This window comes from Streptomyces triticirhizae (assembly GCF_003696235.1).
GTDB lineage: Bacteria > Actinomycetota > Actinomycetes > Streptomycetales > Streptomycetaceae > Streptomyces > Streptomyces triticirhizae.
Genome location: NZ_RFFJ01000087.1, coordinates 1 through 24342, shown reverse-complemented (window position 1 = coordinate 24342; position 24342 = coordinate 1). Strand labels below are relative to the sequence as shown.

Genomic DNA, 24342 nt, shown 5'->3' with positions numbered 1-24342 from the left:
CGACGGCCGGCCTCGCGCGGACCAGCCCGCTCAGCGGCGCCGGCAGCGGCAGCCCCGCGTCGGTCGCCGACCGCAACGCGGCCCGGTCCAGGGCGAACGCCGCCGTGTGCGGCTCCCGCGCGGCCAGCGCCGAGTCCAACAGGGCCAGCCCCACCTCGGAGTCGAGCGGCAGCACCCCGAGCCGCGCCATCCGCGCCCGGTCGGCGTCGCCGACGTGCGCGGTCAGCGCGCTGGTCGTCTCCCACAGCCCCCAGGCCACCGAGGCACCCGGCAGCCCGAGGGTCTGCCGGTGGTGCGCCAGCGCGTCCAGGAACGCGTTGGCCGCGGCGTAGTTGGCCTGCCCCGGGGTGCCGAGCGTGCCGGCGAGCGAGGAGTACAGGACGAACGCCGCCAGATCCAGGTCCCTGGTCAGCTCGTGGAGGTGCCAGGCCGCGTCGACCTTGGGCCGCAGCACCGCCGTCAGGCCCTCGTCCGTCAACTCCGACACCAGCCCGTCGTCCACCGCGCCCGCCGCGTGGAAGACGGCGGTCAGCGGATGGTCGTTCGGGACGTCGGCGAGCAGCGCGGCCAGCGCGGCGCGGTCGGTGGTGTCGCAGGCGGCGACGGTCACCTCGGCGCCCAACGCGCGCAGCTCGGCGGCGAGTTCCTCGACTCCGGGCGCGGCCGCCCCGGCGCGGCTGGTCAGCAGCAGCCGGCGCGCGCCGTGCGCCGTGACGAGGTGCCGGGCGGTCAGCCCGCCCAGCACGCCGGTGCCGCCCGTGATCAACACCGTTCCGTCCGGGTCGAGTGGGGTGGGCAGCGAGATCGCCATCTTGCCGATGTGCCGCGCCTGGCTGAGGAAGCGCAGCGCGTCCGCCGAGCGGGGCGCCGGCCAGGCGGTGACCGGCAGCGGCTTGAGCGCGCCGGAGGCGAACAGCCCGCCCAGCTCGGTGAGCATCTCCTGGACGCGCTCCCGGGAGACGCGCATCAGGTCGTAGGCCCAGTAGCGGGTCCCCGGGTAGCGGGCGGCCATCTCGGCCTCGTCCCTGATGTCGGTCTTGCCCATCTCCAGCAGCCGGCCGCCCGGCGGCAGCAGCCGCGCGGAGGCGTCCACGAACTCGTTGGCCAGGGAGTTGAGCACGACGTCGACGCCCCGGCCGCCGCTCGCCTCGCGGAAGCGCTCCTCGAAGTCCAGGTCACGGGACGAGGCGATGTGGTCGTCGGCGAAGCCCATCGCGCGCAGCGTGTCCCACTTGCCGGGCGAGGCGGTGCCGTACAGCTCCAGGCCCCAGTGCCGGCCCAACTGCGCGGCGGCCATGCCGACTCCGCCGGCCGCCGCGTGGATCAGCAGCGACTCGCCCTCGCCCACCCCTGCCAGGTCGACCAGGCCGTAGTAGGCGGTGAGGAACACCACCGGCAGCACGGCCGCCTGATGGAACGTCAGGCCCTCGGGGACGCGGGTCAGCCAACGGTGGTCGCTGACCGCGACCGGTCCGATCCCGCCGCCGGGGAACAGGCCCATCACCGGGTCGCCCACGGCCAGCCCGGTCACACCGGAGCCGACCTCCAGCACGACGCCGGCGGCCTCGCCGCCGATCCGGGCGTCGTCCCCGGGGTACATGCCGAGACCGACCATCACGTCGCGGAAGTTCAGGCCGCCGGCCACCACCCGCACCCTGACCTCCTCGGGCCCCAGCGGGCCCTCGGCGTCGGGCGCGGGGAGCAGCGCCAGGTTGCCCAACGTTCCCCTGCTGGTGACGTCGAGCCGCCAGGCGCCCGCCCCGGCCGGCGGCGTCAGCCGGCCCGCCGCGCGCTCCACCGGCGTCATCCGGGGCACCCGCACCCCGCCGTCGCGCAGCGCGACCTGCGGCTCGTCCAGGGCGAGCGCGCCCGCCAGCGGGGCGGCGGAGGCGGGCGTTCCGTCCAGGTCGACGAGCCCGAAGCGGCCCGGGTTCTCCGAGGTGGCGGAGCGGACCAGGCCCCACACGGGGGAGGCCGCCAGGTCGGCGATCTCGGGGCCCGGCCGGGCGGCGACCGCGCCTCGGGTGACGAACACCAGCCGCAGCGCGGCGAAGCGTTCCCCGGCCAGCCACTCCCGCACCGCCGCGAGCGCGGAGAGCGCCGCGTGGTGCGCGGCGGCCACGGGCGCGCCCTCGTCCGCGGGTCCCGCACAGGCCATCACCACCCGTGCCGGCGGCGTCTCCCCGGCCGCCAGCGCGGCGTCCAGGGCGGCCAGGTCCGGGAGGTGGACGACCTCGGCGCCGGCGTCCCGCGCCGCCTCGGCCAGCTCGAACGGGTCGGGCCCCACGACGGCCAGACGGCCGGGCCCGGGGTTCCCGACGTCGTCCGGCACGGGCACCGGCACCCAGTCGAGGACGTGCAGCGGCGCGCGACCGGCCGCCGGGCGGGCCGGCAGCTGGCCCGTGCTCACCGGGCGCAGGGCCAGCGACTCGGCGGTGACCACGGGCGCGCCCGCCACGTCGAACAGCGCCAGCGAGACGGCGCCGTCCCCGCTCGCGGCCAGCCGGCCGCGCAGCACCGTCGCGCCGGTGGCGCGCAGTTCCACGCCGGACCAGGAGAACGGCAGGAGCAGTTGGTCCCCGCCGGGCCCCTCGCCCGGGAAGACCCCGGCGGCCAGCGGGTGCAGCACGGCGTCCAGCAGGGCGGGGTGGACGCCGAAGTCGGCGACCGCCTGGCCCTCCGGCAGCCGCACCTCGACGAGCACCTCGGCGCCGTCCCGCCAGGCCCCGGCGAGGCCCTGGAACGCGGGGCCGTAGGCATAGCCCCGGTCGGCCAACGACGGGTAGAGGTCGTCCAGTTCGAGCGGGACCGCGCCCGGGGGCGGCCACGCGCCCCCGGCCGGGGCCTCCGTTCCGTCGACGGGCGCGGGGCCCAGCGTCCCCGTGGCGTGCCGCGTCCAGATCGCCGCCTCGCCCCGTTCGACGCCGCCGGCGCCGTCCGCCTCGTCGGCGCCCTCCGCGTCGGCGGGCCGCGCGTGGACGGTCACCGTGCGCCGCCCCGCCTCGTCGGCGGTGCCGACCGCGACCCGCAGCCGCACCCCTTCGGTGTCGGGCAGCGGCAGCACGCTGTGCAGCGTCAGCTCATCGACGCGCGGGCAGCCGGCCAACCGGCCGGCGTGCAGGGCCAGTTCGACGAACGCCGTGCCGGGCAGCAGCGCGGTGCCCGCCACCCGGTGGTCCCCGAGCCAGGCGTGCGTGCCGGTGGACAGCCGCCCGGTCAGCAGCAGCGAGCCGTCCTCGGCTGACTCCACCAGCGCGCCGAGCAGCGGGTGGCCGCCGAGCGCCAGGCCGGCCGAGACCACGTCGGCTGGCGGCGCCGCGTCCAGCCAGTAGCGGGTGCGCTGGAAGGCGTAGGTGGGCAGCGGCACATCGGAGGGGCGGGCGCCGGCGAGCGCGGCCGTCCAGTCGACGGGAACGCCCCTGACATGGGCCTCGGCGACCGAGGTGAGGAACTGCGCCGGGCCCCCCTTGTCGCGCCGCAGCGATCCGACGGCCACCACGGGGACGCCGTCGCCGGTCGCCTCGGCCGACTCCTGGATCGCGCCGGTCAGCACCGGATGCGGGCTGGCCTCGACGAACACCCGGTGCCCGTCGGCCAACAGGGCCCGCACGGTCTCCTCAAGCCGGACGGTCTCCCGCAGGTTGGTGTACCAGTAGTCGGCGTCGAGCCGCTCGGTGTCGATGGCCTCGCCGGTGACGCAGGAGTAGAACGCGGTGCCGGCGCGGCGCGGTCGGACGTCGGCCAGTTCGGCGAGGAGTGTCTCGCGCAGCCCCGCCACGTGGGGCGAGTGCGAGGCGTAGTCCACGGGCAGGTCGCGGGCCCGCACGCCGCGCTCCTCGCACCGGGCCAGCAGCGCGTCCAGGGCGTCCCGGTCTCCGGAGACCACGGTGGCGGCGGGCCCGTTGATCGCGGCGACGGCGAGCCGGTCGCCGTCCTCGGCCAACAGCGAGGCGGCCTCGTCGGCGCCCAGCTGGAGCGAGACCATGCCGCCGGTGCCGGCCATGGCGGTGATGGCCCTGCTGCGCAGGGCGACGACGCGGGCCGCGTCCTCCAGGGTGAGGGCGCCCGCGACGCAGGCGGCGGCGATCTCGCCCTGGCTGTGGCCGACGACGGCGTCCGGGCGGACGCCGAAGGACTCCCACAGCGCGGCCAGCGACACCATCACCGCCCACAGCAGCGGCTGCACCACGTCGACCCGGTCCAGCGAGGCGGCGCCCTCCTCGTCGCGCAGCACGGCGGTCGGCGACCAGTCGACGTGGGGCGCGAGCGCGGCGGCGCACTCGGCGAAGCGGGTGGCGAACACCGGCGCGCCGTCGAGGAGTTCGGCGGCCATCCCGGTCCACTGCGAGCCCTGTCCGGGGAAGACCAGCACGGTCTTGCCGACGCGCCCGGCGGTGCCCTCGACCAGCTGCGGGCCGGTGCCGCCCTCGGCGAGCGCCCCCAGCGACCGCAGGAACGTCTCCCGGTCCTCGGCCACCACCACGGCCCGGTGGTCGAACGTGGCCCGCCCGGTGGCCAGGGACCGGCCGACGCCGGCCGGCGCGAGGTCGGGGTGCTGGCGCAGGTGGTCGCGGAGCCGGGCGGCCTGGCCGCGCAGCGCGGCCCTGGTGTGGCCGCTCAGGGGCCACGGGACGGCGGTGGCGGGCGCCGTGGCGGGCGTCGGCTCGTCCGCCGGCTCCTGCGGCGGGGCCTGTTCGAGGATGACATGGGCGTTGGTGCCGCTGATGCCGAACGAGGAGACGCCGGCGCGGCGGGGCCCGTCGGCGGCCTCCCAGGGACGCGCCGACTGGAGCACCCGTACCCCGCCCTCGTCCCAGTCGGCGTGCGGGGTGGGGCGGTCGCAGTGCAGCGATCTGGGGAGCTGGCCGTGGCGCATGGCCATGACCATCTTGATGATGCCGCCGACGCCGGCGGCGGCCTGGGAGTGGCCGATGTTCGACTTCAACGAGCCGACCCACAGGGGCCGTTCCCTGGGCCGGTCCTGCCCGTAGACGGCGATCAGCGCCTGGGCCTCGATGGGGTCGCCCAGGGTGGTGCCGGTGCCGTGCGCCTCGACGGCGTCGATGTCGCCCGGCCTCAGCCGGGCGTTGGCCAACGCCTGCCGGATGACGCGCTGTTGGGCGGGTCCGTTGGGCGCGGTGAGCCGGCTGCTGGCGCCGTCCTGGTTGGTGGCGGTGCCCCGGATCACGGCGAGCACCGGGTGGCCGTTGCGCTCGGCGTCGGAGAGCCGCTCCAGCAGCAACATGCCGACGCCCTCGCTCCAGCCGGTGCCGTCGGCGTCCGCGGAGAACGGCTTGCACCGGCCGTCGGCGGCCAGGCCGCGCTGTCGGCTGAACTCCACGAAGGTGCTGGGCGTCGCCATCACGGTGACGCCGCCCGCCAGGGCCAGTTCGCACTCGCCCTGGCGCAGCGCGGACGCGGCCAGGTGCACCGAGACCAGCGAGGAGGAGCACGCGGTGTCGACGGTCACGGCCGGGCCCTCCAGGCCCATGGTGTAGGCGACGCGTCCCGAGGCCACGCTGCCCAGGCTGCCGCTGACGACATAGCCCTCGTACTCCTCGGGCACGGGGTGCAGACGGGAGGCGTAGTCGTCGTACATCACGCCGGTGAAGACGCCGGTCGCGCTGGCCCGCAGCGCGGTCGGGTCGAGGCCGGCGCGTTCGGCCGCCTCCCAGGCGGTTTCGAGGAGCAAACGTTGTTGTGGATCGGTCGACTGGGCTTCGCGTGGGCTCAGTCCAAAGAACTCCGCGTCGAAATCGGGCGCGTCGTAGAGGAAACCGCCGTGCCGGGTGTAAGCGGTGCCGGGGTGGTCGGGGTCGGGGTGATAGAGGCGTTCGGTGTCCCAACCACGGTCTTCGGGGAACTCGCCGATGGCGTCGACGCCATCGGCGACCAGTCGCCACAGATCCTCGGGAGTGGCGGCGCCGCCGGGGTAACGGCAGGCCATTCCGATGATCGCGATCGGCTCGTGATGCCTGGCCTCAGCCTCGGCCAGACGCTGTCGAGTGAGCCTCAGATCGGCCGTCGCCCGCCTGAGATAATCCCGAAGCTTTTCTGCGTTCTCTGCCACGCGAGGTCATTCCTTCGCCGCTGCCCGAATTGGAAGCCCTGTCGGTGAGTCCTCTTCCACGGTCAAGGGTGCGGGGCGGCTCTAAAGATCCGCTCGGTGTGACCTAAATGTGTTGCTCCGGCGACGCCTCGTGTGTGTGACGCACTGTCATGTGCTCTCTCTCGGTACCCCAAGAGAAGGTAATGTGTCGACGGTCATCACCTGATGGTCACAACCGGTCAACTGTTCGTCACCGTATGCTTCTTGCGGCGAGGTCTTGACGGTGTCAAGCTGTCGAGCGCGCGTGAGGGCTTCTGACCGGGGTCGTCCGCGCGTATCGGGGCGTTGAGATCGAAAACGGGGATAGGGGTAGTCCGTCTCAGAGGCGACTGCACACCGAAATGCCACAAACCAGGGCAGCCTGCCGTGCGACCCGATCCAGCAGGTCAAGGGTGACCTACCGCAGCCAAGATTCATGGGGGTGGCGCATGGGGTTGGTCGAGCGCGAAGATGAAATGCGCTACACGGAGAGATTACTGGAGAGTTGCGCTCAGGGGAAGGGCGCGATTGTCGTGGTGAGTGGTCCTGTGGCGACGGGTAAGTCCGCTTTCCTGCATCTTGTGACCGAGCGTGCGGCGGAACTCGGATGGGTGGTGCTGGACGCCGCCGGAGCGGAAGTCGAGCGTTCTCTTCCGATGGGCGTGGTGAGCCAGCTGTTCCATGGAGCACCTCTGCCCCTGGACCTTATGGACGAATTGGTCAGGCTGCTCGACGAGGCGGCTTCCTATGCACTGCTTTCCGATAGCGAATCACGCGAAGCGCAGCGCGAACGGGCCAGGGTCATGCACACCCTCTGCCGGACGCTGCTCGCCATCGCCGAGACCTCGCCGCTGCTCGTCGCCGTCGACGACCTGCACCACGCCGACCCCGCCTCGCTCCAGCTGCTGCTGTCGCTGGCCCGACGCTGCCGGGGCGCCCGGGTGATGCTGATGCTCAGCGAGTCGACCAACCTGCGGCGCTTCCACCCCGCGTTCCACTCGGACTTCATCGGCAAGCCGCACAGCCATCTGGTCAAGCTCGGCCCGCTCTCCCAGGCCGGCGTGGCCGCCCTGCTCGCCGAGCGGCTCGACGCCGACGCCGCCGGCGAACTCGCGCCACGTCTGCACCAGATCAGCGGCGGCAACCCGCTGCTGGCCGGGGCCCTGGTGGAGGAGTGGGCGGCCGCGGCGCGCGGCGGGCGCCCCCCGGCGCCCGACGAGGCCCCCGTCGACGGGGAGTACGCCCGCGCCGTCCTGTCCTGCCTGCACCGGGGCGAGCCGCACATCCGGGCGGTCGCCGAGGGGCTGGCGGTCATCGGGGAGTCCCACGCCCCGGAGTGGATGGGCCGCCTGCTGCGCCTCGACCCGCCGGCCGTCCGTGACGGGCTGCTCGCCCTGGCCGCCGCCGGGCTGCTGTTCGACGGCGGCTTCCGGCACCCGGAGGCCCGCTCCGCCGTCGTCAACGACATCGACCCCGCGCGCCGCGCCGACCTCCACTGGCGCGCCGCCCGACTGCTGCGCGACGACGGCGCCCCCAGCGTCGCCGTCGCCAGGCAACTCGTGCGGGCCGGTCAGCTCCACGAGCCCTGGACGGTGGAGGTGCTGTGCGAGGCGGCCGAGGAGGCCCAGCTCAACGACGAGGTGGACCTCGCGGTCCAGGCGTACGAGGCCGCGCTGCGGGCCTGCCGCACCGAGGCGGAGACGTTCCGGATCACCGCCCAACTGGCCCAGGTCGAGTGGCGACTCGACCCCGCCATCGCGGCCCGGCACGTGGGCTCGCTCGTCGCGGGACTCGACACGCTCTCCGTCGGCGACCGCCATGTCGACTGGATGGTCCGGTTCCTGCTGTGGAACGGGCGGGTCGCCGAGGCCGTCAGCATCCTGGAACGGCTCGGCGGCGACATCGAGTGCGGCAGAGAGGCGACGTCCCACTCCGCCAACCGCCGGCTCACCACCATCTGGCGCACCCACTCCCACCCGCCGCTGCTGGACCGCATCCGCCCCAACCCTCGGGTGGTGTCCCCGCCGGCCATCGCCGGCACCCCGGTCGGTCCCCAACTCCAGGGCGCCGGCTCGCTGGCCGTGGTCTTCACCGACGGCTGTAGCGAGGAGGCCGTCGCCGGCGCCGAGGCCGTGCTCCAGAACTCCCCGCTCAGCGACTCGTCGTTGGCCCGCATCGTGCCCGCCCTGCTGGCCCTGGTCTACGCCGACCGCGTCGACAAGGCCGCTCCCTGGTGCGACCAGCTGCTGCGGGAGTCCGTGGACCGGGGCGCCCCCACCTGGCAGGCCGAGTTCGCCAACATCCGCTCGGAGATCTCGTTCCGCCAGGGCGATCTGGTGGCCGCCGAACGCGAGGCCAGGATGGCGATGGAGCGCATCTCCATGCGCAGTTGGGGAACGGCCGTCGGCGCCCCGCTGGCCGGGCTGGTCCTGGCGCTCACCGCGATGGGCCGCACCGACGAGGCGGCCGAGCAGCTCAAGCACCCGGTGCCGGAGGCCGCGTTCCAGACCGTGTTCGGGCTGCGCTACCTCTACGCCAGGGGGTGCCACCTGCTGGCCACCGGGCTGCTGCCCGCCGCCCTCGACGACTTCCTGGCCTGCGGCCAGCTGATGCGCGAGTGGGAGGTGGACCTGCCCGGCTTCGTCGACTGGCGCGTCGGCGCGGCCACCGCCGGCGCCCGGATGGGGCAACGGGAGGACGCCCGGCGGCTGTTGGCCGAACACCAGCAGAGACCGGCGGGCCGCCAGTCCCGCAGTCGCGCGATGCTCCTGGTCGCCCAGGCCGAGCTGTCCGACGCCAACCGCCGCGCCACCCCACTGCGCGAGGCCATCGACATCTTCCAGGGCTGCGGCGACCGCTACGGCCAGGCCCACGCCCTCATCGAACTCGGCGAGAACCAGCGCGAGATCGGCGAGCACTCCCGTTCCCGCGTCACCGCCAGCATGGCGCTGCGGGTCGCCGAGGAGTGCCAGGCGGGCCCGCTCGTCGCGCGGGCCCTCGCCCTGAACGCCGGCCGGGAGAAGGGCGAGGCATGGGAGGGACCACACAGCCTCGCCGGAGGCGAGCCGCTGCTGAGCGAGGCCGAACGACGGGTCGTCGCCCTCGTCGTCGTCGGCCACAGCAACCGGGAGATCGCCGAGAAGCTGTACGTCACCATGAGCACGGTGGAGCAGCACCTCACCCGGATCTACCGGAAGTTGAACATCAGGAGCCGCAGCGAACTGCCCACCGCCCTCCAGGACCGCGCCCTCTGACGAGACACCTCAGGGGCACCGGGCGGTCACGGAGCGGTTCAGGGGGGCGCCCCCACCTCTCTAGGGCGGGCAGGGGTGGGGCCCCGGCCACCCCTTCCTGAAGACTCGTGACGGGCAGCGGCGATCCGGCCGCTCAGCCGGATCTGCCGTCACCTTCCGAGAGGGGAGTGCGCGTGTCCACACGCGACGCCAACGACGTGACCCCGACCGTGCTCAAGGAGACGTACGCCAGCTTTCCGACCGGCGTCACCGCGCTGTGCGCGATGGTCGGGGACGAGCCGGTCGGCATGACGGTCGGCTCGTTCACCGCCGTCTCCCTCGAACCGCCGCTGGTGTCCATGTGCATCATCAACAGCTCCGCGACATGGCCGCGCCTGCGCACCGGCGGGGCCCTCGGGATCAGCGTGCTGGGGGAGGACCAGGCCGTCGCCGGGCAGCGGCTGGCCGCCAGGACGGGGGACCGGTTCGACGGCGTGCCCTGGGAGGCGGCGCCCAGCGGCGCCGTGTTCGTCAAGGGAGCGGTCGCCCGTCTCGACTGCGCCCTGCACAGCGAACTCCCCGCAGGGGACCACCTCATCGCCCTGCTGACCATCCGCACCGCCGAACACGACCCCGGCGCCCGCCCGTTGATCTTCCACCGCAGGACCTTCCGCGCGCTCGCCCCCGACGCCCTCGACGCCGCCGCGCGCGAGAGCGCCCTGGCCGGCGCCCTTCCGGACACGCCGTAGGCGCGGCGTCCCACCCCAGTGACACGAACGAGGAGTAGATGGTGTTCCGACCTGCCCGGTGCAATGTGCTCAACGACGTGGGGTCGAACGAGCTGATCCTCGCGTCGGACTTCCCCGCCACCGGCCGCACCATTCCGGGGTTCGCCGACCTCGTGGCGAAGCTGCGACCCCACCGCCAGGTGTGGGAGACGGCGCCACCGCCCGCCGGGACGGAGACCGGGCTGCACGCCACCGACTACGTCGACGCCTGGCTGGCCGACGTGCGGGAGAGCGGCCTGCGCGTCACCGCCGTCCTCGGCTACTGCGTGGGCGGCGTCTTCGCCGCGCCCCTCGCCGAGCACATCGCGAGCTGGCAGGACGAGCCGCCCGCGGTGATCCTCTTCGACCCGGAACGTCCCGACGGCGCGCTGATCCACCGGCACTACCACGAACTCGTCGCCGGCCTCTCCTCCGTGCTGAGCACCGACGAGATCCAGGCCGCGCAGGAGCGGGGCCGCAAGGCCCGCGAGCAGCACGACGACCTGCCCGCGCTGGCCGCCGAACTCAGCTCGCTCTTCGCCGACGTCGGCGAGGTCGGGTTCACCCGGGTCGGCCTGGACCCCGCCCGGCGCGGCGAACTCGTCGCCACCTTCCGGGGGTTCGTGCACTACCTGGTGGTGGCCGCCGAGGTCGACCCGGTGCCGGTCTGGCGCCGCGCCACCGCCGTCAGCTCGCACTCGCCGCTCAACGGCCTGAACGTCCTCGGCGCCGAGGAACGCGACACCATCGTGGCCCGCGACATCCGCTTCGCCCTGGACCACGGCGACCTGCTGCGCGACGACGACGTGGTGCGCCATGTCGCCGACGCCCTGGACGGAACCCCCACCGGCGCACGGTGAGTGAGGACCTCGCGATGACCAGCCCCACCGAGACGCACCCAGCGACCCGCAAGGAAGAGGCCCTCTGGCTGCTGGAGACCATGGTCCCCGGCACCTCGGCCAACCATCTGTCGCTCGCCTTCCGGGTCGAGGGGCCGCTGCGCGCCGACGCGCTGGAGCGGGCCCTGATCCGGCTCACCGGCCGCCACCGCGCGCTGCGGACCGTCTACCGCGCCACCGACACGGAGCTGCGCCGCTCCGTGCTGCCCCCCGGCCAGTTCCGGCTGCCCGTCGGGGACATCCCCGCCGCCACCGGAGACGCCATCCGCGACCTGGAGGCGTTCGTCGCCCAGCCGCTCCCGCTCGACGGCACCCCGCCGCTGCGCGCCGGGGTGCTGCGCGGCGCCGACGGCGACACGTTCTGCCTCGTCGTCCACCACCTGGTGTTCGACACCGCGTCGGCGACGATCCTCCGCGACGAACTCGTCACCCTCTACGAGGCGGCCCTCGCCGGCCGCGACCTCGACGCCGAACTGACCGAGCCGGCGGCCGAGTTCACCGAGCCCGAGCCGAGCGAGGCACACCTGGCGTACTGGCACCGGCAGCTGGCCGGCTTCGACCGCCAGTCGTTGGAACTCTCCTACGGCCGCCCCGACGGCCCCACGCCCGACCTCGACGGCGAGCAGCTCACCCGCGACCTGTCCCCCGAGATCCGCGCCGCCGTCCGGCAGGCCCAGAAGGACCTCCGCGCCCCCGAGGCCGTGATCCTGCTCAGCGCCTTCGCGCTCCTCCTCGACGGCCACGGCGCCGGCCCCGACCTCGTCGTCGGCTCCCCGGTCAACGTGCGCCCCCCGGCCGCCGAACGCGCCGTCGGCTACCACATCAACGTCGTGCCGCTGCGCCTGCGCGTCGACCCGACGCTGACCCTGGCCGAGCTGGTCCGCGCCACCCGCGACACCTTCCTCGACGGCCTCGCGCACAGCGGCGTCCCCGTCGACGACCTCGGCGATGTCGCGCCCAGCGCCGCCACCACCTGGCGCAACCCGCTGTTCCGGCACGTCTTCAACTACGTTCCCACGGTGGGCGACCCGCGCTTCACGCTGGCCGGCACGCCCGCCACACTCCTCGCCGTCGAGAACGGGTGCAGCAAGTTCGACCTGGAGTTCTTCGTGATGCCCTCCGACGAGGGCATCCGGCTGCGCGCCGCCTACCGCACCGAGAACTTCGACGCCACCGAGGTCGCCGCCCTCCTGGAGCGCTACGAGGCGCTGCTCGCCGGCCTCCTCGACCACGCGGCCACCCCCGTCGCCGAGATCCCGCTGCTCGGCCCGACCGACCGCGCCGTCATCGACGCGGCCAACGCCACCCGCGCCGCCACCGACCCGGCCACCGTGCCCGCCGCGATCCACGCCCGCGCCCTGGCCACCCCCGGGGCGACCGCCGTCGTCGACGGCGACCGCGCCGCCGGCTACCGCGCGCTGTGGCTGGCCGCCCAGGACGTGCGGGACGCGCTGCGCGCCGCCGGCCTCGCCCCCGGCGAGGTCGTCGCCGTCGTCGCCCCGCGCGGCGTCGAACTCGTCGCCGCCGTCCTCGGCACCTGGCTCGCCGGCGGCGTCTACATGCCGATCGACCCGGACCACCCCGCCCAGCGCATCGCCTACCAACTCGCCGACTCCGCCGCCCCCGTGGTGCTCGCCCCGCCGGAGCGCGCCGAGCTGGCCGGCGAGGGCCGCGTCCTGGTGCCGCTGCGCGCCCCGCGCGAGGACCGGGACGAGCCGCTCGACGCGCCGCCGACCACGGCCGACGCGCCCGCCTACCTGATGTACACCTCAGGCTCGACCGGCCGCCCCAAGGGCACCCTCGTCGGCCACGCCGCGCTGGCCAACCTCACCGCGCACTTCGCGCGCGAGCTGGACGCCACCCCCGACGACGCCGGGCTGTGGCTGACCACCTTCTCGTTCGACATCTCGGGCCTGGAGCTGTACGTGCCGCTGTGGGCCGGCGGCCGGGTCGTCGTCGCCCCCGACGCCGCCCGGCTGGACGGCGCCGTGCTGCGCGAGCTGCTGGAACGTCACGACGTCGGCATCGTCGAGGCCACCCCGACGACCTGGCGGGCCGTGCTCGACGCCGCGGGTCCGGCGCTCGCCGGCCGCCGGGTGCTGTGCGGCGGCGAGCCGCTGCCGGCGCCGCTGGCCGAGCGCCTCATCGCCACCGGCTGCCGGCTGCACCACGTCTACGGCCCGACCGAGACCACCATCTGGTCCACCTCAGCCGTCCTCACGAAGGTCGAGGGCGGCCGGGTCCCCGTCGGGCGGCCCATCAGCAACACCGTCGTCCTGGTCCGCGACGAGGCGGGCCGCGAACTGCCGCTCGGCGTGCGCGGCGAGCTGTGCGTCGCGGGCGACGGCGTCGCCTTCGGCTACCACGACCGGCCCGAGCTGACCGCCGAACGCTTCCCCACCCACCCCGTGCACGGCCGGTTCTACCGCACCGGGGACGTCGCGTTCTGGCGCCGGGACGGCGCACTCGAACTGCTCGGCCGTGGCGACCGGCAGGTCAAGCTGCGCGGCAACCGGATCGAGCTGGGCGAGATCGAGTCCGTCCTCTCCCGCCACCCCGAGGTCAAGACCGCCGCCGTGGTGCTGGTCGACGCGGGCGGCCCCGACGCCGCGCTGGTCGCGTTCATCGAGGGCGTCGGCGGTCCCGAACTGACCGACAGCGTGTGGGAGCACGCCAGGGGGGAACTCCCGCGCGCCGTCGTGCCCCAGGAGTTCGTCATCGCCGACGCGCTGCCGACCACCCTCAACGACAAGGTGGACTACCCGGCGCTGCTCCGGCTCGCCGAGGAGCGCCGCGCGGCGGCCGCCGCGCCGAACGCCACCGACCCGGCCGACCCGGCCGGCGGCGATCCGCTGGTGGCCCAGCTGATCGGCCTGTGGGCCGAACTCCTGGAACGCGGCGACATCACCCCCGACACCAACTTCTTCGCGCACGGCGGCCATTCGCTGATGGGCGCGATCCTCGTCCAGCGGCTCGAACCGCTGACCGGGGTCTCGCTGCCCCTGGCCGAGCTGTTCGCCGACCCCACCCCCCGCAGGCTTGCCGCCCGGCTGCGAGCGGCCGGCGCGCAGGACAGCGCCCCAGGCGCGGGCACCGAATAAGAGGAGAAAGACCCCGATGAGCACTTCGCAGCCCCGGGCGGGCACGCCCATGAGCCCCCGAGAAGTCTTCGCGCTGAAGGAACAGCGCGTCCTGCGGTTCGACATGGCGGGCCAGGCCGACCTCTTCGCCGAGGACGGCGTCATGGAGTTCCCCTTCGCACCCGCCGGAACCCCCCGCCGACTGGAGGGCCGCGCCGCGATCCGCGAGGTCCTGGGCGGCGCGGTGGAACGGACCAGGGAGACGGGGATGCGGCTGCTGGACCACGGGCAGTACACCATCCACGACACCACCGACCCCGAGGTCATCGTCGTCGAGTTCGACGCCCACGGGCAGGCCGGCCCCGACGGCGAGATCCGCACCTGTCCCTACATCCAGGTGTTGCGGGTCCGCGACGGCGAGATCGTGCTGTTCCGCGACTACTGGAGCATGGAGACCGCCCGCCCGTTCTGGGGCCTGCCCACCGCCGAGGCGCTCAGCCGGGCGGTGACCGATGCCTGAGCACGCGGGCACCAACAGGCGCCGGTTCCTGACCGGCGCGGGGGCGGCCGCCGTCGCCCTCGGCGGCGGCGCGGTCGTCCTCAACCAGGCCGGGGCGGCCGGGCCTTCGGGTCGCGGCGGCCCCCGTCCCACCGCGACCCCCGCCGTCACCGTCACCCCGGACGACCCGCGCTACGCCGACCTCGTCACCGGCATGAACCAGCGCTGGTCGGCCACCCCCGAGGGCGTCCACCTCGTCACCACCACCGAACAGGTCGTCCGGGCCGTGGACGAGGCCGTCCAGGCCGGCCGGCGGATCTCCGTGCGCAGCGGCGGGCACTGCTACGAGGACTTCGTCTACCACGCCGACGCGCAGGCCGTCATTGACCTGTCCGCGATGAACCGGATCTCCTACGACGCCGAGATGCGGGCGTTCGCCGTCGAGCCGGGCGCCACCATGCTCGACGTGTACGAGACCCTCTACAAGACGTGGGGCGTCACCATCCCCGGCGGCACCACCGCCGGGGTCGGCGTCGGCGGCCTGGTGCCGGGCGGCGGCTACGGGCTGCTGGCCCGCCGCGACGGGCTGACCGCCGACCATCTGCACGCCGTGGAGGTCGTCACCGTCGACGCCGACGGGACCGTCGCCGCCCACATCGCCACCCGCGAGGCGGACGACGACAACCACGAGCTGTGGTGGGCCCACACCGGCGCCGGCGGCGGCAACTTCGGCATCGTCACCCGCTTCTGGTTCCGCACCCCGGGCGCCACCGGCACCGACCCGACCCGGCTGCTGCCCCGCCCGCCGGCCACCGTGCTGCTGTCCAACGCGGGGCTGCCCTGGAGCGCCGTCACCGAGGACAGCTTCGCCCGGCTCCTCGACAACTTCGGCGCCTACTTCGAGGAGCACCAGACCGCCGGCACCACCGAGGGCGACCTGTTCAGCTTCCTGCTGCTCAACCACGTCTCAGCCGGCGCCATCGGCGTCGCCACCCAGCTCGACGCGGCGGCCCCCGACGCCAGGGCCGTCCTGGACGACTACCTGGCCGCCGTCCTCGACGGCGTCGCGCCCGCCGACTCGATGCCGCCGCCCGCCGAACTGCCCTGGCTGCGGGCCACCACGTTCGTCGCCACCAGCGGCATCGTCTCCGACCCGACGCTGCGCGCCGAGCACAAGTCGGCCTACCTCAAGCGCCGTCTCCCCGCCGAGCAGGTCGCCGCCACCTACCGGCACCTGACGGACGCCGAGTTCACCAACCCCAACGCCATGCTGTGCGTCTACTCCTACGGCGCCCGCGTCAACGAGGTCGCCGCCGACGCCACCGCCACCTCGCAGCGCGCCTCCGTCCTCAAGCTGCTCTACCAGTCGTTCTGGCACGACCCGGCCGAGGACGAGGCCAACATCGGCTGGCTGCGCGCCTTCTACGCCGACGTCTACGCCGCCACCGGCGGCGTGCCGGCCCCGGACGACCTGCACGAGGGGTGCTACATCAACTACCCCGACGCCGACCTGTCGGACGACGCACTGAACACCTCGCCGACGCCCTGGCACGAGCTGTACTTCCAGCAGAACTACTCCCGCCTCCAGCAGGTCAAGGCCGACTGGGACCCGGGAGACGTCTTCCGCCACCGCCAGTCGGTGCGACTTCCGGGCAGCTGACCGCCGCCCGAATCCTCGGAGAAACTCCGACACATCCCGTCCGGCCGGCGGGAATTCCCGGCCGAATTACCTGAGCCGCTTATTCCCGTGACGGGGCTTTAGATTTCGCTAAGTGGCTCGTTGGCAGGCACGGATAGTGTCACGGACACGGCTCGTCAAACGCGGGCCATATTCACTCATCACGCCGGGCACAGACCCACAAGAGGGGCAGCAGAATGACCGACAGCAGAGCACAGCTTCTCGGAACGGCCGCCCAGGTGGCCGAACTCTTCGGCCCCGGCGCCGACATCAGCGACATGTACGGTGCCGAGGGGGCCGCGCTGTACCACGGCCTCACCCGCTACGAGTCCGCCGAGATCGAGGAGATGCTCCGCATAGCCAAGGGCCGCCCCGGGCCCCTGCTGGAGCTGGCCTGCGGCACCGGCCGCATCACGGTGCCGTTCCTGCGGGAGGGGTACGAGACCGTCGGCCTCGACTTCTCCACCTCCATGCTGGAACTCCTCAAGGCGCGCATGACCGAGGACGACGCCAGGGACCACGCCGACCAACTCACCACCGTCCACGGCGACATGACGGACTTCAAGCTGAACCGGAAGTTCGGCCTGATCCTGCTCGGCGCCTCCGCCGTGTGGAACGTCGACGCCGAGAAGCGCGCCAGCCTCTTCGCCTCCGTGCGCGACCACCTCGCGGAGGACGGCCGGTTCCTGCTGACGCTGATCGAGTTCGACGGCGTGGGTGAGGACACCGACGCCTTCGAAACCACCCTCGTCTTCGCCGCGCAGGGCGAACACCCGGCGCTGGTCACGTTCTTCGACTACGTCGACCCGGCCGGCGGGCTGCGCTCCACCAACATGGTGCGCCAGGCGGTCGTGGACGGGCAGGTCGTCAAGACCTCCATCCACACCGCCCTGACCCACCTGGTCGCCCCCTCCGTCCTGGAGAAGGAGATCGAGTCCGCCGGCCTGAAGGTCGTCGGCCGCCACGACGTCGTCAGCGGCTACGAGATCCTCAAGGCCAGCTCCCGCCCGGTCGCCGTGCGCCTGATGGAGATCTCGCACTAGTCGACCGGCCTCGCACGAGAGGGCGTTCGCCCGGCGCGGGTGAGTGAGTGAGGTGCCGGCAGGGATCGTTCGGGGCGTGTTCGATCCCTGCCGCACCCGCCCCAACGAACCATCGTGCGAAGGAGTCACAGTGGACACCACCGTCGTGATCGCCGGCGCCGGCCCCACCGGCCTGATGCTGGCCTGTGAGCTGGGCCTCGCCGGCGTGCCGACCGTTGTCCTGGAGAGCAGCGCCACGCCCCGCGACGACGCCCCCGCCGTCGCCATCAACGTCGGAGCCGTCGAACAGCTCGACCGGCGCGGCCTGTTGGAGCCCCTCAAGCGGGACGCCACCACCCTGCCGCTGCCGCGCACCCACTTCGCGCTGTTCCCGCTGGACGTCGAGCGGCTGGGGGAGCGCTACACCAACTCCCTCGTCGTCACCCAGCGGGACCTGTCCGCCACCCTGGAGCGGCGCGCCGTCGAACTGGGCGTCACCATCCGCCGCGACCACCGCGTCGTCGGACTCGACCAGGGCGACGACGCCGTCCGCGTCACCGCCCGCACCCAGGACGGCACCGCCGAACTCACCTGCCGCTACCTCGTCGGCTGCGACGGCACCGACAGCGCCGTCCGCGAGCTGGCCGGCATCCCGTTCCCCGTGGTGGAGTCCCCGTTCTACGGGCTGGTCGGCGACTTCGCCGGCGTCGCCGGCGACATGCCGAAGGAACACCTCGGCTACTACCACTCGCCGGCCGGCGGCATGTTCATGTGCCTGCCCATCGGGCCCGACACGCTCCGCCTGATGACCGCCGAGTTCGACCGGGCCCCCGACGACCCCGCCTCCGCCGTCACGCCCGAGGAGGCGCGCGCCACCGTGAAGCGCCTCAGCGGCACCGACCCGGGCCCGCTGACCCTGCGCTGGATGTCCCGCTACCGCAACCTCAGCGGCCTCGCCGACGCCTACCGCTCCGGGAACGTCTTCCTCGCCGGCGACTCCGCGCACGCCATGTTCCCCCTCAACGGCCAGGCCATCACCAGCGGCCTGCACGACGCCGTCAACCTCGGCTGGAAGCTGGCCGCGACCGTCCACGGCTGGGCCGCCCCCGACCTGCTCGACACCTACGACGCGGAACGCAGGCCCGTCGGCCGCCGCGCCTGCGTCAACATCCGCGCCCAGGTGTCCCTCTCCGAGGACCCCGACCGGGTGGCGCCGCTGCGCGAGGTCGTCTCCTGGCTCGCCTCGTTCGACCAGAGCAACGCGGCCCTGATCGAGATGGTCATGGGCCTGGACGTGGACTACGCCGGGCCAGCGCGGCCCGAGGAGCCCGCCCGGCACGCGCTGCTGGGCCGCGCGCTGCCCCCGGTGCCGCTGAAGACCGCCGAGGGCGCCACCGACACCGCGCGGCTGAACCACTCCGGCCACGGCGTGCTGCTCGACCTCTCCGGCGACTCCTCCACCGACTGGAAGATCGCCGGCTGGCGCGACCGCGTCGACGTGGTGACCGCCGCGCCCACGCCCGAACTCCCGGCCCGCGCCCTGCTGTTGCGCCCGGACGGCCATGTCGCGTGGGTCGCGCCCGAGCACGACGCGCGCGCCTCGCTCCACGCCACGCTGACCCGCTGGTTCGGCGCCGCCGCCCCGACCGACCGCTGACGCCCACCGACCAGGAGACGAGAACACCGTGGACTTCGGTCTCTTCTACTTCGCCGACGACCGTCCGGTCGAGGGCGACCGCTACCGGCTGCTGCTGGACACCGCCACCTTCGCCGACCGCAACGGCTTCTCCGCCGTGTGGACCCCGGAGCGGCACTTCCACGCCTTCGGCGGCCAGTACCCCAACCCGGCCGTCACTGGCGCCGCGCTAGCCACCGTCACCGAGAACGTCGCCATCCGCGCCGGCAGCGTGGTCGCGCCGCTGCACAACCCGCTGCGGATCGCCGAGGAGTGGTCGGTCGTCGACAACCTCTCCGGCGGCCGGGCCGGCGTCTCGTTCGCCTCCGGCTGGCACGCCGTGGACTTCGCGCTCCGCCCGGAGAACTACGCCCGCCGCAAGGAGATCCTCTCCGAGACCACCGAGACCGTCCGCCGCCTGTGGCGCGGCGAGGCGGTGGCGTTCCCCGACGGCACCGGCAAGGACGTCGGGCTGACCATCCACCCGGCGCCCGTCCAGGCCGAGTTGCCGGTCTGGCTCACCAGCGCCGGCAGCGTCGACACCTTCCGGGAGGCCGGCCGGCTCGGCGCCGGCATCCTCACCCACCTCCTCGGCCAGGACCTGGACGACCTCGGCCAGAAGATCGCCGCCTACCGCGAGGCGTTCACCGCGTCCGGCGCGCCGGACGCCGGCGCCGTCGCCGGCGGCGGCCATGTCGCGCTGATGCTCCACACCTTCGTCGGCGCCGACCGCGAGGAGGTCCGCGAACTGGTGCGCCGCCCGTTCAGCGCCTATCTCCGCAGCTCCGTCGCCCTGTTGGCGCGCACGATGGGCACCGTGATGAGCCCGGCCGACCTGGAGCGGATGCGCCCGGAGGACCTGGACTTCCTCATCTCCCGCTCGTTCGACCGGTACTTCGACACCGGCGGCATGTTCGGCACCGTCGACGACTGTCTGAAGACCGCCGCCCGCCTTGAGGAGATCGGCGTTGACGAGGTCGCCTGCCTCATCGACTTCGGCGTGGCCCACGACCAGGTGCTCGACGGCCTCACCCGCCTCGACGAGGTCCGCCGAGGGTTCGCCTGACGGCCGGGACGCCAGGGTCTTCGTGGCCTGCCAGGCCGGCGGGGGCGTGCGGGGCGCGCGACCCGGCCCCGCCGCCCGGCCCCGGGCGGGTGGCCCAGCACCAGCCGGCCCGGACGTCGCGGTACGACGCGTGTGAACGGGCCGCACGATCAGGCCCGCGACACGATCCGGGCGGCGGAGTGCCAGGCGGAAGCCGACGGGGGCGCCGAAGTCGAAGAGGTACATCGCGAAGCGGGTCAGGGACAGGCGCACGCAGGCCGGGCGTCGTGGCCCGCGCCACCGGCGCCCCCGGGGCGCCGCGCGCCCCGCGCCCGTTCCGGCCGCGTCAGCGGAGGCCGTGCCGCTCCGCCCAACACAGCACGCCCTCGGGACACTCGACGCCGAGCCGCTCATACAGCCGCGCCCTGGCCGGCGCCCGCTCCGCCTCCCGCCCGCCGCCCCGCACCAGCCGCATCAGCAGCGCCATCTCGTCGTGGGTGAGCCGGCGCGGCGTCCGCACGTGCAGCACCCGCCGCAGCGCGGCCGGCACGCAGCTGATGCCGCGCCGGGCCAGCTGCACGATGTCGCCGAAGTCCTCGACCGAGGTCGAAGGACCCATCACGGACGCCCCGTCCAGGATCGACAGCACCGTCGTCTCGCGGTCGCTCAGCCGCTCCACGTCGAGGAACACCACCAGCTGCGAGGGGCGCGGCAGCGGCAGCACATCCGCCACCGAGGCGGTGCGGATGGCCGTCCGCAGCGAGGCGACCAGCACCCGCGACGGCTGCCGGCCGATGAACGCCCCGGGCCGCGTCACCCGCGTCACCCGGTACGCGTCGCCCGCCAGGGCGGCGCCGTAGCGATTCATGTCCGCGTCGGAGACTCCGAAGAATCCGACCGTGGTCGAAGCTGTCAGCGTGCCGACGGGGTCCACGTTGCCGCCCTTCGGGAGAGGAATGAAGCCACGGATGGGGGCTCTCGGCCCGCATCAGTGGCCCTGTCCCCGCTCGCCTCGGCGAGCGGGGACAGGGGGGTGTTGCGGGGCTGGGCGCGGTCAGTCGCGGCCGGACGCGCCCGCGTTGGCCGGCAGTTCGCTGCCCTCGTCCGGCCGGGTCTCGGCCCCGGCGTCCGCCGGGCCCTCCGGCGCGCCGTCGGCGCCGTGCGCCAGCGGCCGGTTGGGCAGCACGATCGACGCCACGACGGCGCCCACCACGGCGACGGCCGCGCCCACCAGAGAGGCGTTGCTCAGCGCCACCTCGAAGGCCCCGTCGGCCGCCCGCATCAACTCGGTGCCGGCCGCGCCCAGTTGGTCGGCGACGGCGGCGGCCCCGCCCAGCGAGTCCTCGGCCGCCTCCCGCGCCTCGGGCGGCAGGTTCTCCAGCGCCGGCAGGTCGTTGCGGTAGGAGGTGGTGAGCACGCTGCCCATCACCGCGATGCCCAGCGCGCCGCCGACCTGCATGGCGGTGTCGGTGACGGCGGAGCCCGCGCCGGACTGGTTCGAGGGCGAGGCCGCCAGGATCGAGTCGGCGGCCGGCGGCATCGCCATGCCCAGGCCGAAGCCCAGCAGCGCCAGGGCGACCAGCACCCGGTCCTCGGTCTGGATGTCGACGGTGGACAGTACCAGCGCGGCCGCCGTGATGAACGCCAGGCCGCCGCCGATCGCGAACTTCAGGCCGAGCCGCTGCACCAGCTGCGGCGCCAGGCCGGAGGAGATGATCAGCACGCAGATCGCCAGCATTCGCAACCCGGCGTCAAGTGGCGGCAGTTCGAGCGCGAACTGGAGGTACTGCGTCACCAGGAACAGCGAGCCGAAGAGGGAGAACGCCACGCAGGTGATCGCCACGGCCGAGCCGCTGAAGCGCGGGTTGCGGAAGAGCGCGCCGTCCAGCATCGGGTTGGGCGACCGGCTCTCCCACACGGCGAAGCCGACCAGCAGCGCCACGCCGCCGATGATCAGGCTCCAGGTGCCGGCCTCTCCCCAGCCCCACTCCGGGCCCTGGATCAGGCCGTAGACAAGGGTCACCAGGCCGGCGACGGACAGCAGCGCGCCCGCGATGTCGAGGCCCCGGTGCTGCTCGTCCTTCGACTCGGGGATGATCAACGCGCCGGCGATCAGCGCCAGTCCGGCGACCGGGACGTTGATCAGGAAGAGCGAGCCCCACCAGAAGTTCTCCAGCAGCACGCCGCCGACCACCGGGCCCAGCGGCACGCCGATGCCGGCCGCCGCCGTCCAGATGCCGATGGCGCGGCTCTGCTCCTCGGGCGGGAACACGTTCTTGATGATCGCCAGGGTCGTCGGCATGATCAGCGCGCTGCTGATGCCCATGCCGGCCCGGAAGGCGATCAGCTGGGCCGGGTTGGCGGCGAAGGTCGCGCCGACGGAGAACAGCAGGAACAGGGTCAGGCCGAGCAGGAGCAGCAGCTTCCTGCCGAACCGGTCGGCCAGGCCGCCGGCCAACAGCAGCAGACCGCCGAAGCCCAGCGTGTAGGCGTTCACCATCCACTGCAACTCGCTGACCGAGGAGGACAGATCGGTCTGGATATCGGGCAGCGCAATGGTGATGATGAGAATGTCGAGGCCGATGACGATCAGGCTGAGGCTCAGAATCGCCAGGATCAACCATCGGCGTCGGAAGACGGTTTCGCGGTCCACGAGGGACTCCCTCGGCTAGGGCAGGAGGCATGGGGGCATGGGTGAGGCGCCCGTCGGCGGGTGACCGCCGGCGGGAGGCGTGGGGCGGTCGCGGGGGACCACCCGGCGCGGCCGGGCCCAGCTGTGTGGGGGACCCGACCGGACTCAGCGGCTCGTCAGGCCACGGATGGTGAGGTGCACCAGGTCGCGCAGGCGCTTGTCGAGCACATCGGGAGCGGCGTCCTCCTGAACGATCCCGACCACGGCGTCGAGCAGGAGGTGGGCCACGTCATCGGCCCGGAACTCCGCTCCCACCAGGTCGAGTTCGACGGAGGACTCGGTGAGCAGGGCGCTCACCACGGCGTGCAGGCGGTCCTTGAACGACTGCACGAGGTCGCCGGCGATCTTCTCCGCGTCGGCGAGGATCTCGCTGCGGAACTCGGCGTCGACCGTTCCGGCGACAAACTCGATCTTGACTGACAGGACGCCTTCCAGCCGGTCCGCCACGGTGCCCTCGGAGCGCCGGGCCAACTCGGCCGCGTCGATCAGTCCGTCGACCATCTGTGCGGTCATGGCCCGAAAGACGTCCTGCTTGTTGCGGAAGTGCTGGTAGAGCGCGGGCCGTGAAACCTGAGCGGCCTGCGCGATCAGCTCCATGGAGGTGCGCCGGTAGCCGTACCGCCCGAACGTGCGCAGCGCCGCGCTCAGTACCTGTCTCTGCTTCGTCGTCGCATCCAACACGCTGACATAATCAGTATTGATTGTCCAAGTGTCAAGTCGCCCTGGATTTTAGGTCGTTCACAGAGCTTGCTTAGCGCCCCGACGGATCGTGGGAGTACGTATCAGTGCGTCTACTGGATGGCCTCGTATGCCCAACGAAGACAAGCTCCGCGACTACCTCAAGCGCGTCACCAACGACCTGGCCCAGGCCAGGCAGCGGCTCCGCGAGGCCGACGCCAGGCAGCACGAGCCGATCGCGATCGTGGGGATCGGGTGCCGGTATCCCGGCGGGGTGGGGTCCCCTGAGGAGTTGTGGGGTTTGGTGTCGGAGGGGCGGGAGGGGATCTCGTCGTTTCCGGAGAACCGTGGTTGGGATGTGGAGTCGCTCTACGATCCGGACCCGGAGGCGGTGGGGAAGTCCTCGACGCGGATGGGTGGGTTCCTGCACGACGCCGGGGAGTTCGACGCGGACTTCTTCGGGATCTCGCCGCGCGAGGCCCTGGCGATGGACCCGCAGCAGCGGTTGTTGCTGGAGACGGCCTGGGAGACCTTCGAGCACGCCGGGATCGACCCGCACGCCCTGCGCGGCAGCCAGACCGGCGTCTACGCCGGAGTGATGTACCACGACTACGCACCGTCGGTGCGGCAGCTGCCCCAGGAGGTCGAGGGCATCGCCCTGACCGGCAACCTGGGCAGCGTCATCTCGGGCCGCCTCGCCTACACCTTCGGCCTGGAGGGGCCGGCGGTGACGGTCGACACGGCCTGCTCCTCCTCGCTGGTCGCGCTGCACCTGGCGGTGCGGGCCCTGCGCGGCGGCGAGTGCGACCTGGCCCTCGCGGGGGGCGCCACGGTGATGGCGACGCCGGGGACCTTTGTCGAGTTCAGCCGGCAGCGGGGGTTGTCGCCGGACGGTCGGTGCAAGGCGTTCTCGGCCGATGCGGACGGGACGGGGTGGGCCGAGGGTGTTGGCCTGCTGTTGGTGGAACGGCTTTCGGATGCGCGGC

14 protein-coding genes and 1 pseudogene are annotated in these 24342 nt (G+C 73.5%); 10 read left to right on the top strand and 5 right to left on the bottom strand.

The window, feature by feature from the left end:
* Nucleotides 1-2287: SDR family NAD(P)-dependent oxidoreductase (locus tag EBN88_RS32820; RefSeq protein WP_456114801.1), on the bottom strand; the 2287-nt coding region annotated here is incomplete at its 3' end.
* 165 nt (nt 2288-2452) lie between these two features.
* A pseudogene (locus tag EBN88_RS32815) lies at nt 2453-6070 on the bottom strand (type I polyketide synthase); the annotation flags it as partial.
* Nucleotides 6071-6450: 380 nt separating this feature from the next.
* On the opposite strand from EBN88_RS32815, the gene EBN88_RS16500 reads away from it, so the two are divergent.
* From EBN88_RS16500 to EBN88_RS16460, 9 genes are all read left to right on the top strand, one after another.
* The gene (locus EBN88_RS16500) at nt 6451-9342 is read left to right on the top strand and encodes a helix-turn-helix transcriptional regulator (protein WP_122184649.1); all 2892 of its coding nucleotides are present in this window, start codon (nt 6451-6453) and stop codon (nt 9340-9342) included.
* 173 nt (nt 9343-9515) lie between these two features.
* On the top strand, nt 9516-10070 hold the full coding sequence (locus EBN88_RS16495; protein WP_199742386.1) for a flavin reductase family protein: 555 nt from the start codon (nt 9516-9518) through the stop codon (nt 10068-10070).
* A 38-nt stretch (nt 10071-10108) separates the two neighbouring features.
* Nucleotides 10109-10948, top strand: a complete 840-nt coding sequence (locus tag EBN88_RS16490; protein WP_147472743.1) for an alpha/beta hydrolase family protein — start codon at nt 10109-10111, stop codon at nt 10946-10948.
* Nucleotides 10949-10962: 14 nt separating this feature from the next.
* The gene (locus EBN88_RS32395) at nt 10963-14088 is read left to right on the top strand and encodes a non-ribosomal peptide synthetase (RefSeq protein WP_147472742.1); all 3126 of its coding nucleotides are present in this window, start codon (nt 10963-10965) and stop codon (nt 14086-14088) included.
* A gap of 16 nt (nt 14089-14104) precedes the next feature.
* The gene (locus tag EBN88_RS16480) at nt 14105-14587 is read left to right on the top strand and encodes a nuclear transport factor 2 family protein (protein ID WP_233580726.1); all 483 of its coding nucleotides are present in this window, start codon (nt 14105-14107) and stop codon (nt 14585-14587) included.
* Nucleotides 14580-16226, top strand: a complete 1647-nt coding sequence (locus EBN88_RS16475) for an FAD-binding oxidoreductase (protein WP_122184645.1) — start codon at nt 14580-14582, stop codon at nt 16224-16226. The genes EBN88_RS16480 and EBN88_RS16475 overlap by 8 nt, the downstream gene beginning before the upstream one ends.
* Before the next feature lie 215 nt (nt 16227-16441).
* The gene (gene mpaM, locus EBN88_RS16470; RefSeq protein ID WP_122184644.1) at nt 16442-17287 is read left to right on the top strand and encodes a daptide-type RiPP biosynthesis methyltransferase; all 846 of its coding nucleotides are present in this window, start codon (nt 16442-16444) and stop codon (nt 17285-17287) included.
* Nucleotides 17288-17417: 130 nt separating this feature from the next.
* Complete coding sequence (locus tag EBN88_RS16465) at nt 17418-18923, top strand: FAD-dependent oxidoreductase (RefSeq protein ID WP_122184643.1); 1506 nt, start codon at nt 17418-17420, stop codon at nt 18921-18923.
* Between the two features lie 28 nt (nt 18924-18951).
* Nucleotides 18952-20007: an LLM class flavin-dependent oxidoreductase gene (locus tag EBN88_RS16460; protein ID WP_122184642.1), complete on the top strand. Its 1056-nt coding sequence runs from the start codon at nt 18952-18954 to the stop codon at nt 20005-20007.
* A 325-nt stretch (nt 20008-20332) separates the two neighbouring features.
* On the opposite strand, the gene EBN88_RS16450 is transcribed toward EBN88_RS16460, so the two are convergent.
* The 3 genes from EBN88_RS16450 to EBN88_RS16440 form a co-directional block, all read right to left on the bottom strand.
* On the bottom strand, nt 20333-20854 hold the full coding sequence (locus EBN88_RS16450; protein ID WP_147472741.1) for a hypothetical protein: 522 nt from the start codon (nt 20852-20854) through the stop codon (nt 20333-20335).
* 186 nt (nt 20855-21040) lie between these two features.
* Nucleotides 21041-22639: an MFS transporter gene (locus EBN88_RS16445; protein WP_122184640.1), complete on the bottom strand. Its 1599-nt coding sequence runs from the start codon at nt 22637-22639 to the stop codon at nt 21041-21043.
* A 144-nt stretch (nt 22640-22783) separates the two neighbouring features.
* Nucleotides 22784-23359, bottom strand: coding sequence for a TetR/AcrR family transcriptional regulator (locus EBN88_RS16440; protein ID WP_158621404.1), 576 nt, complete (start codon nt 23357-23359; stop codon nt 22784-22786).
* Nucleotides 23360-23486: 127 nt separating this feature from the next.
* Here EBN88_RS16440 and EBN88_RS16435 point away from each other — a divergent pair.
* Nucleotides 23487-24342 (top strand): beta-ketoacyl synthase N-terminal-like domain-containing protein (locus EBN88_RS16435; RefSeq protein WP_199742385.1); only part of this gene is annotated, 856 nt, incomplete at its 3' end.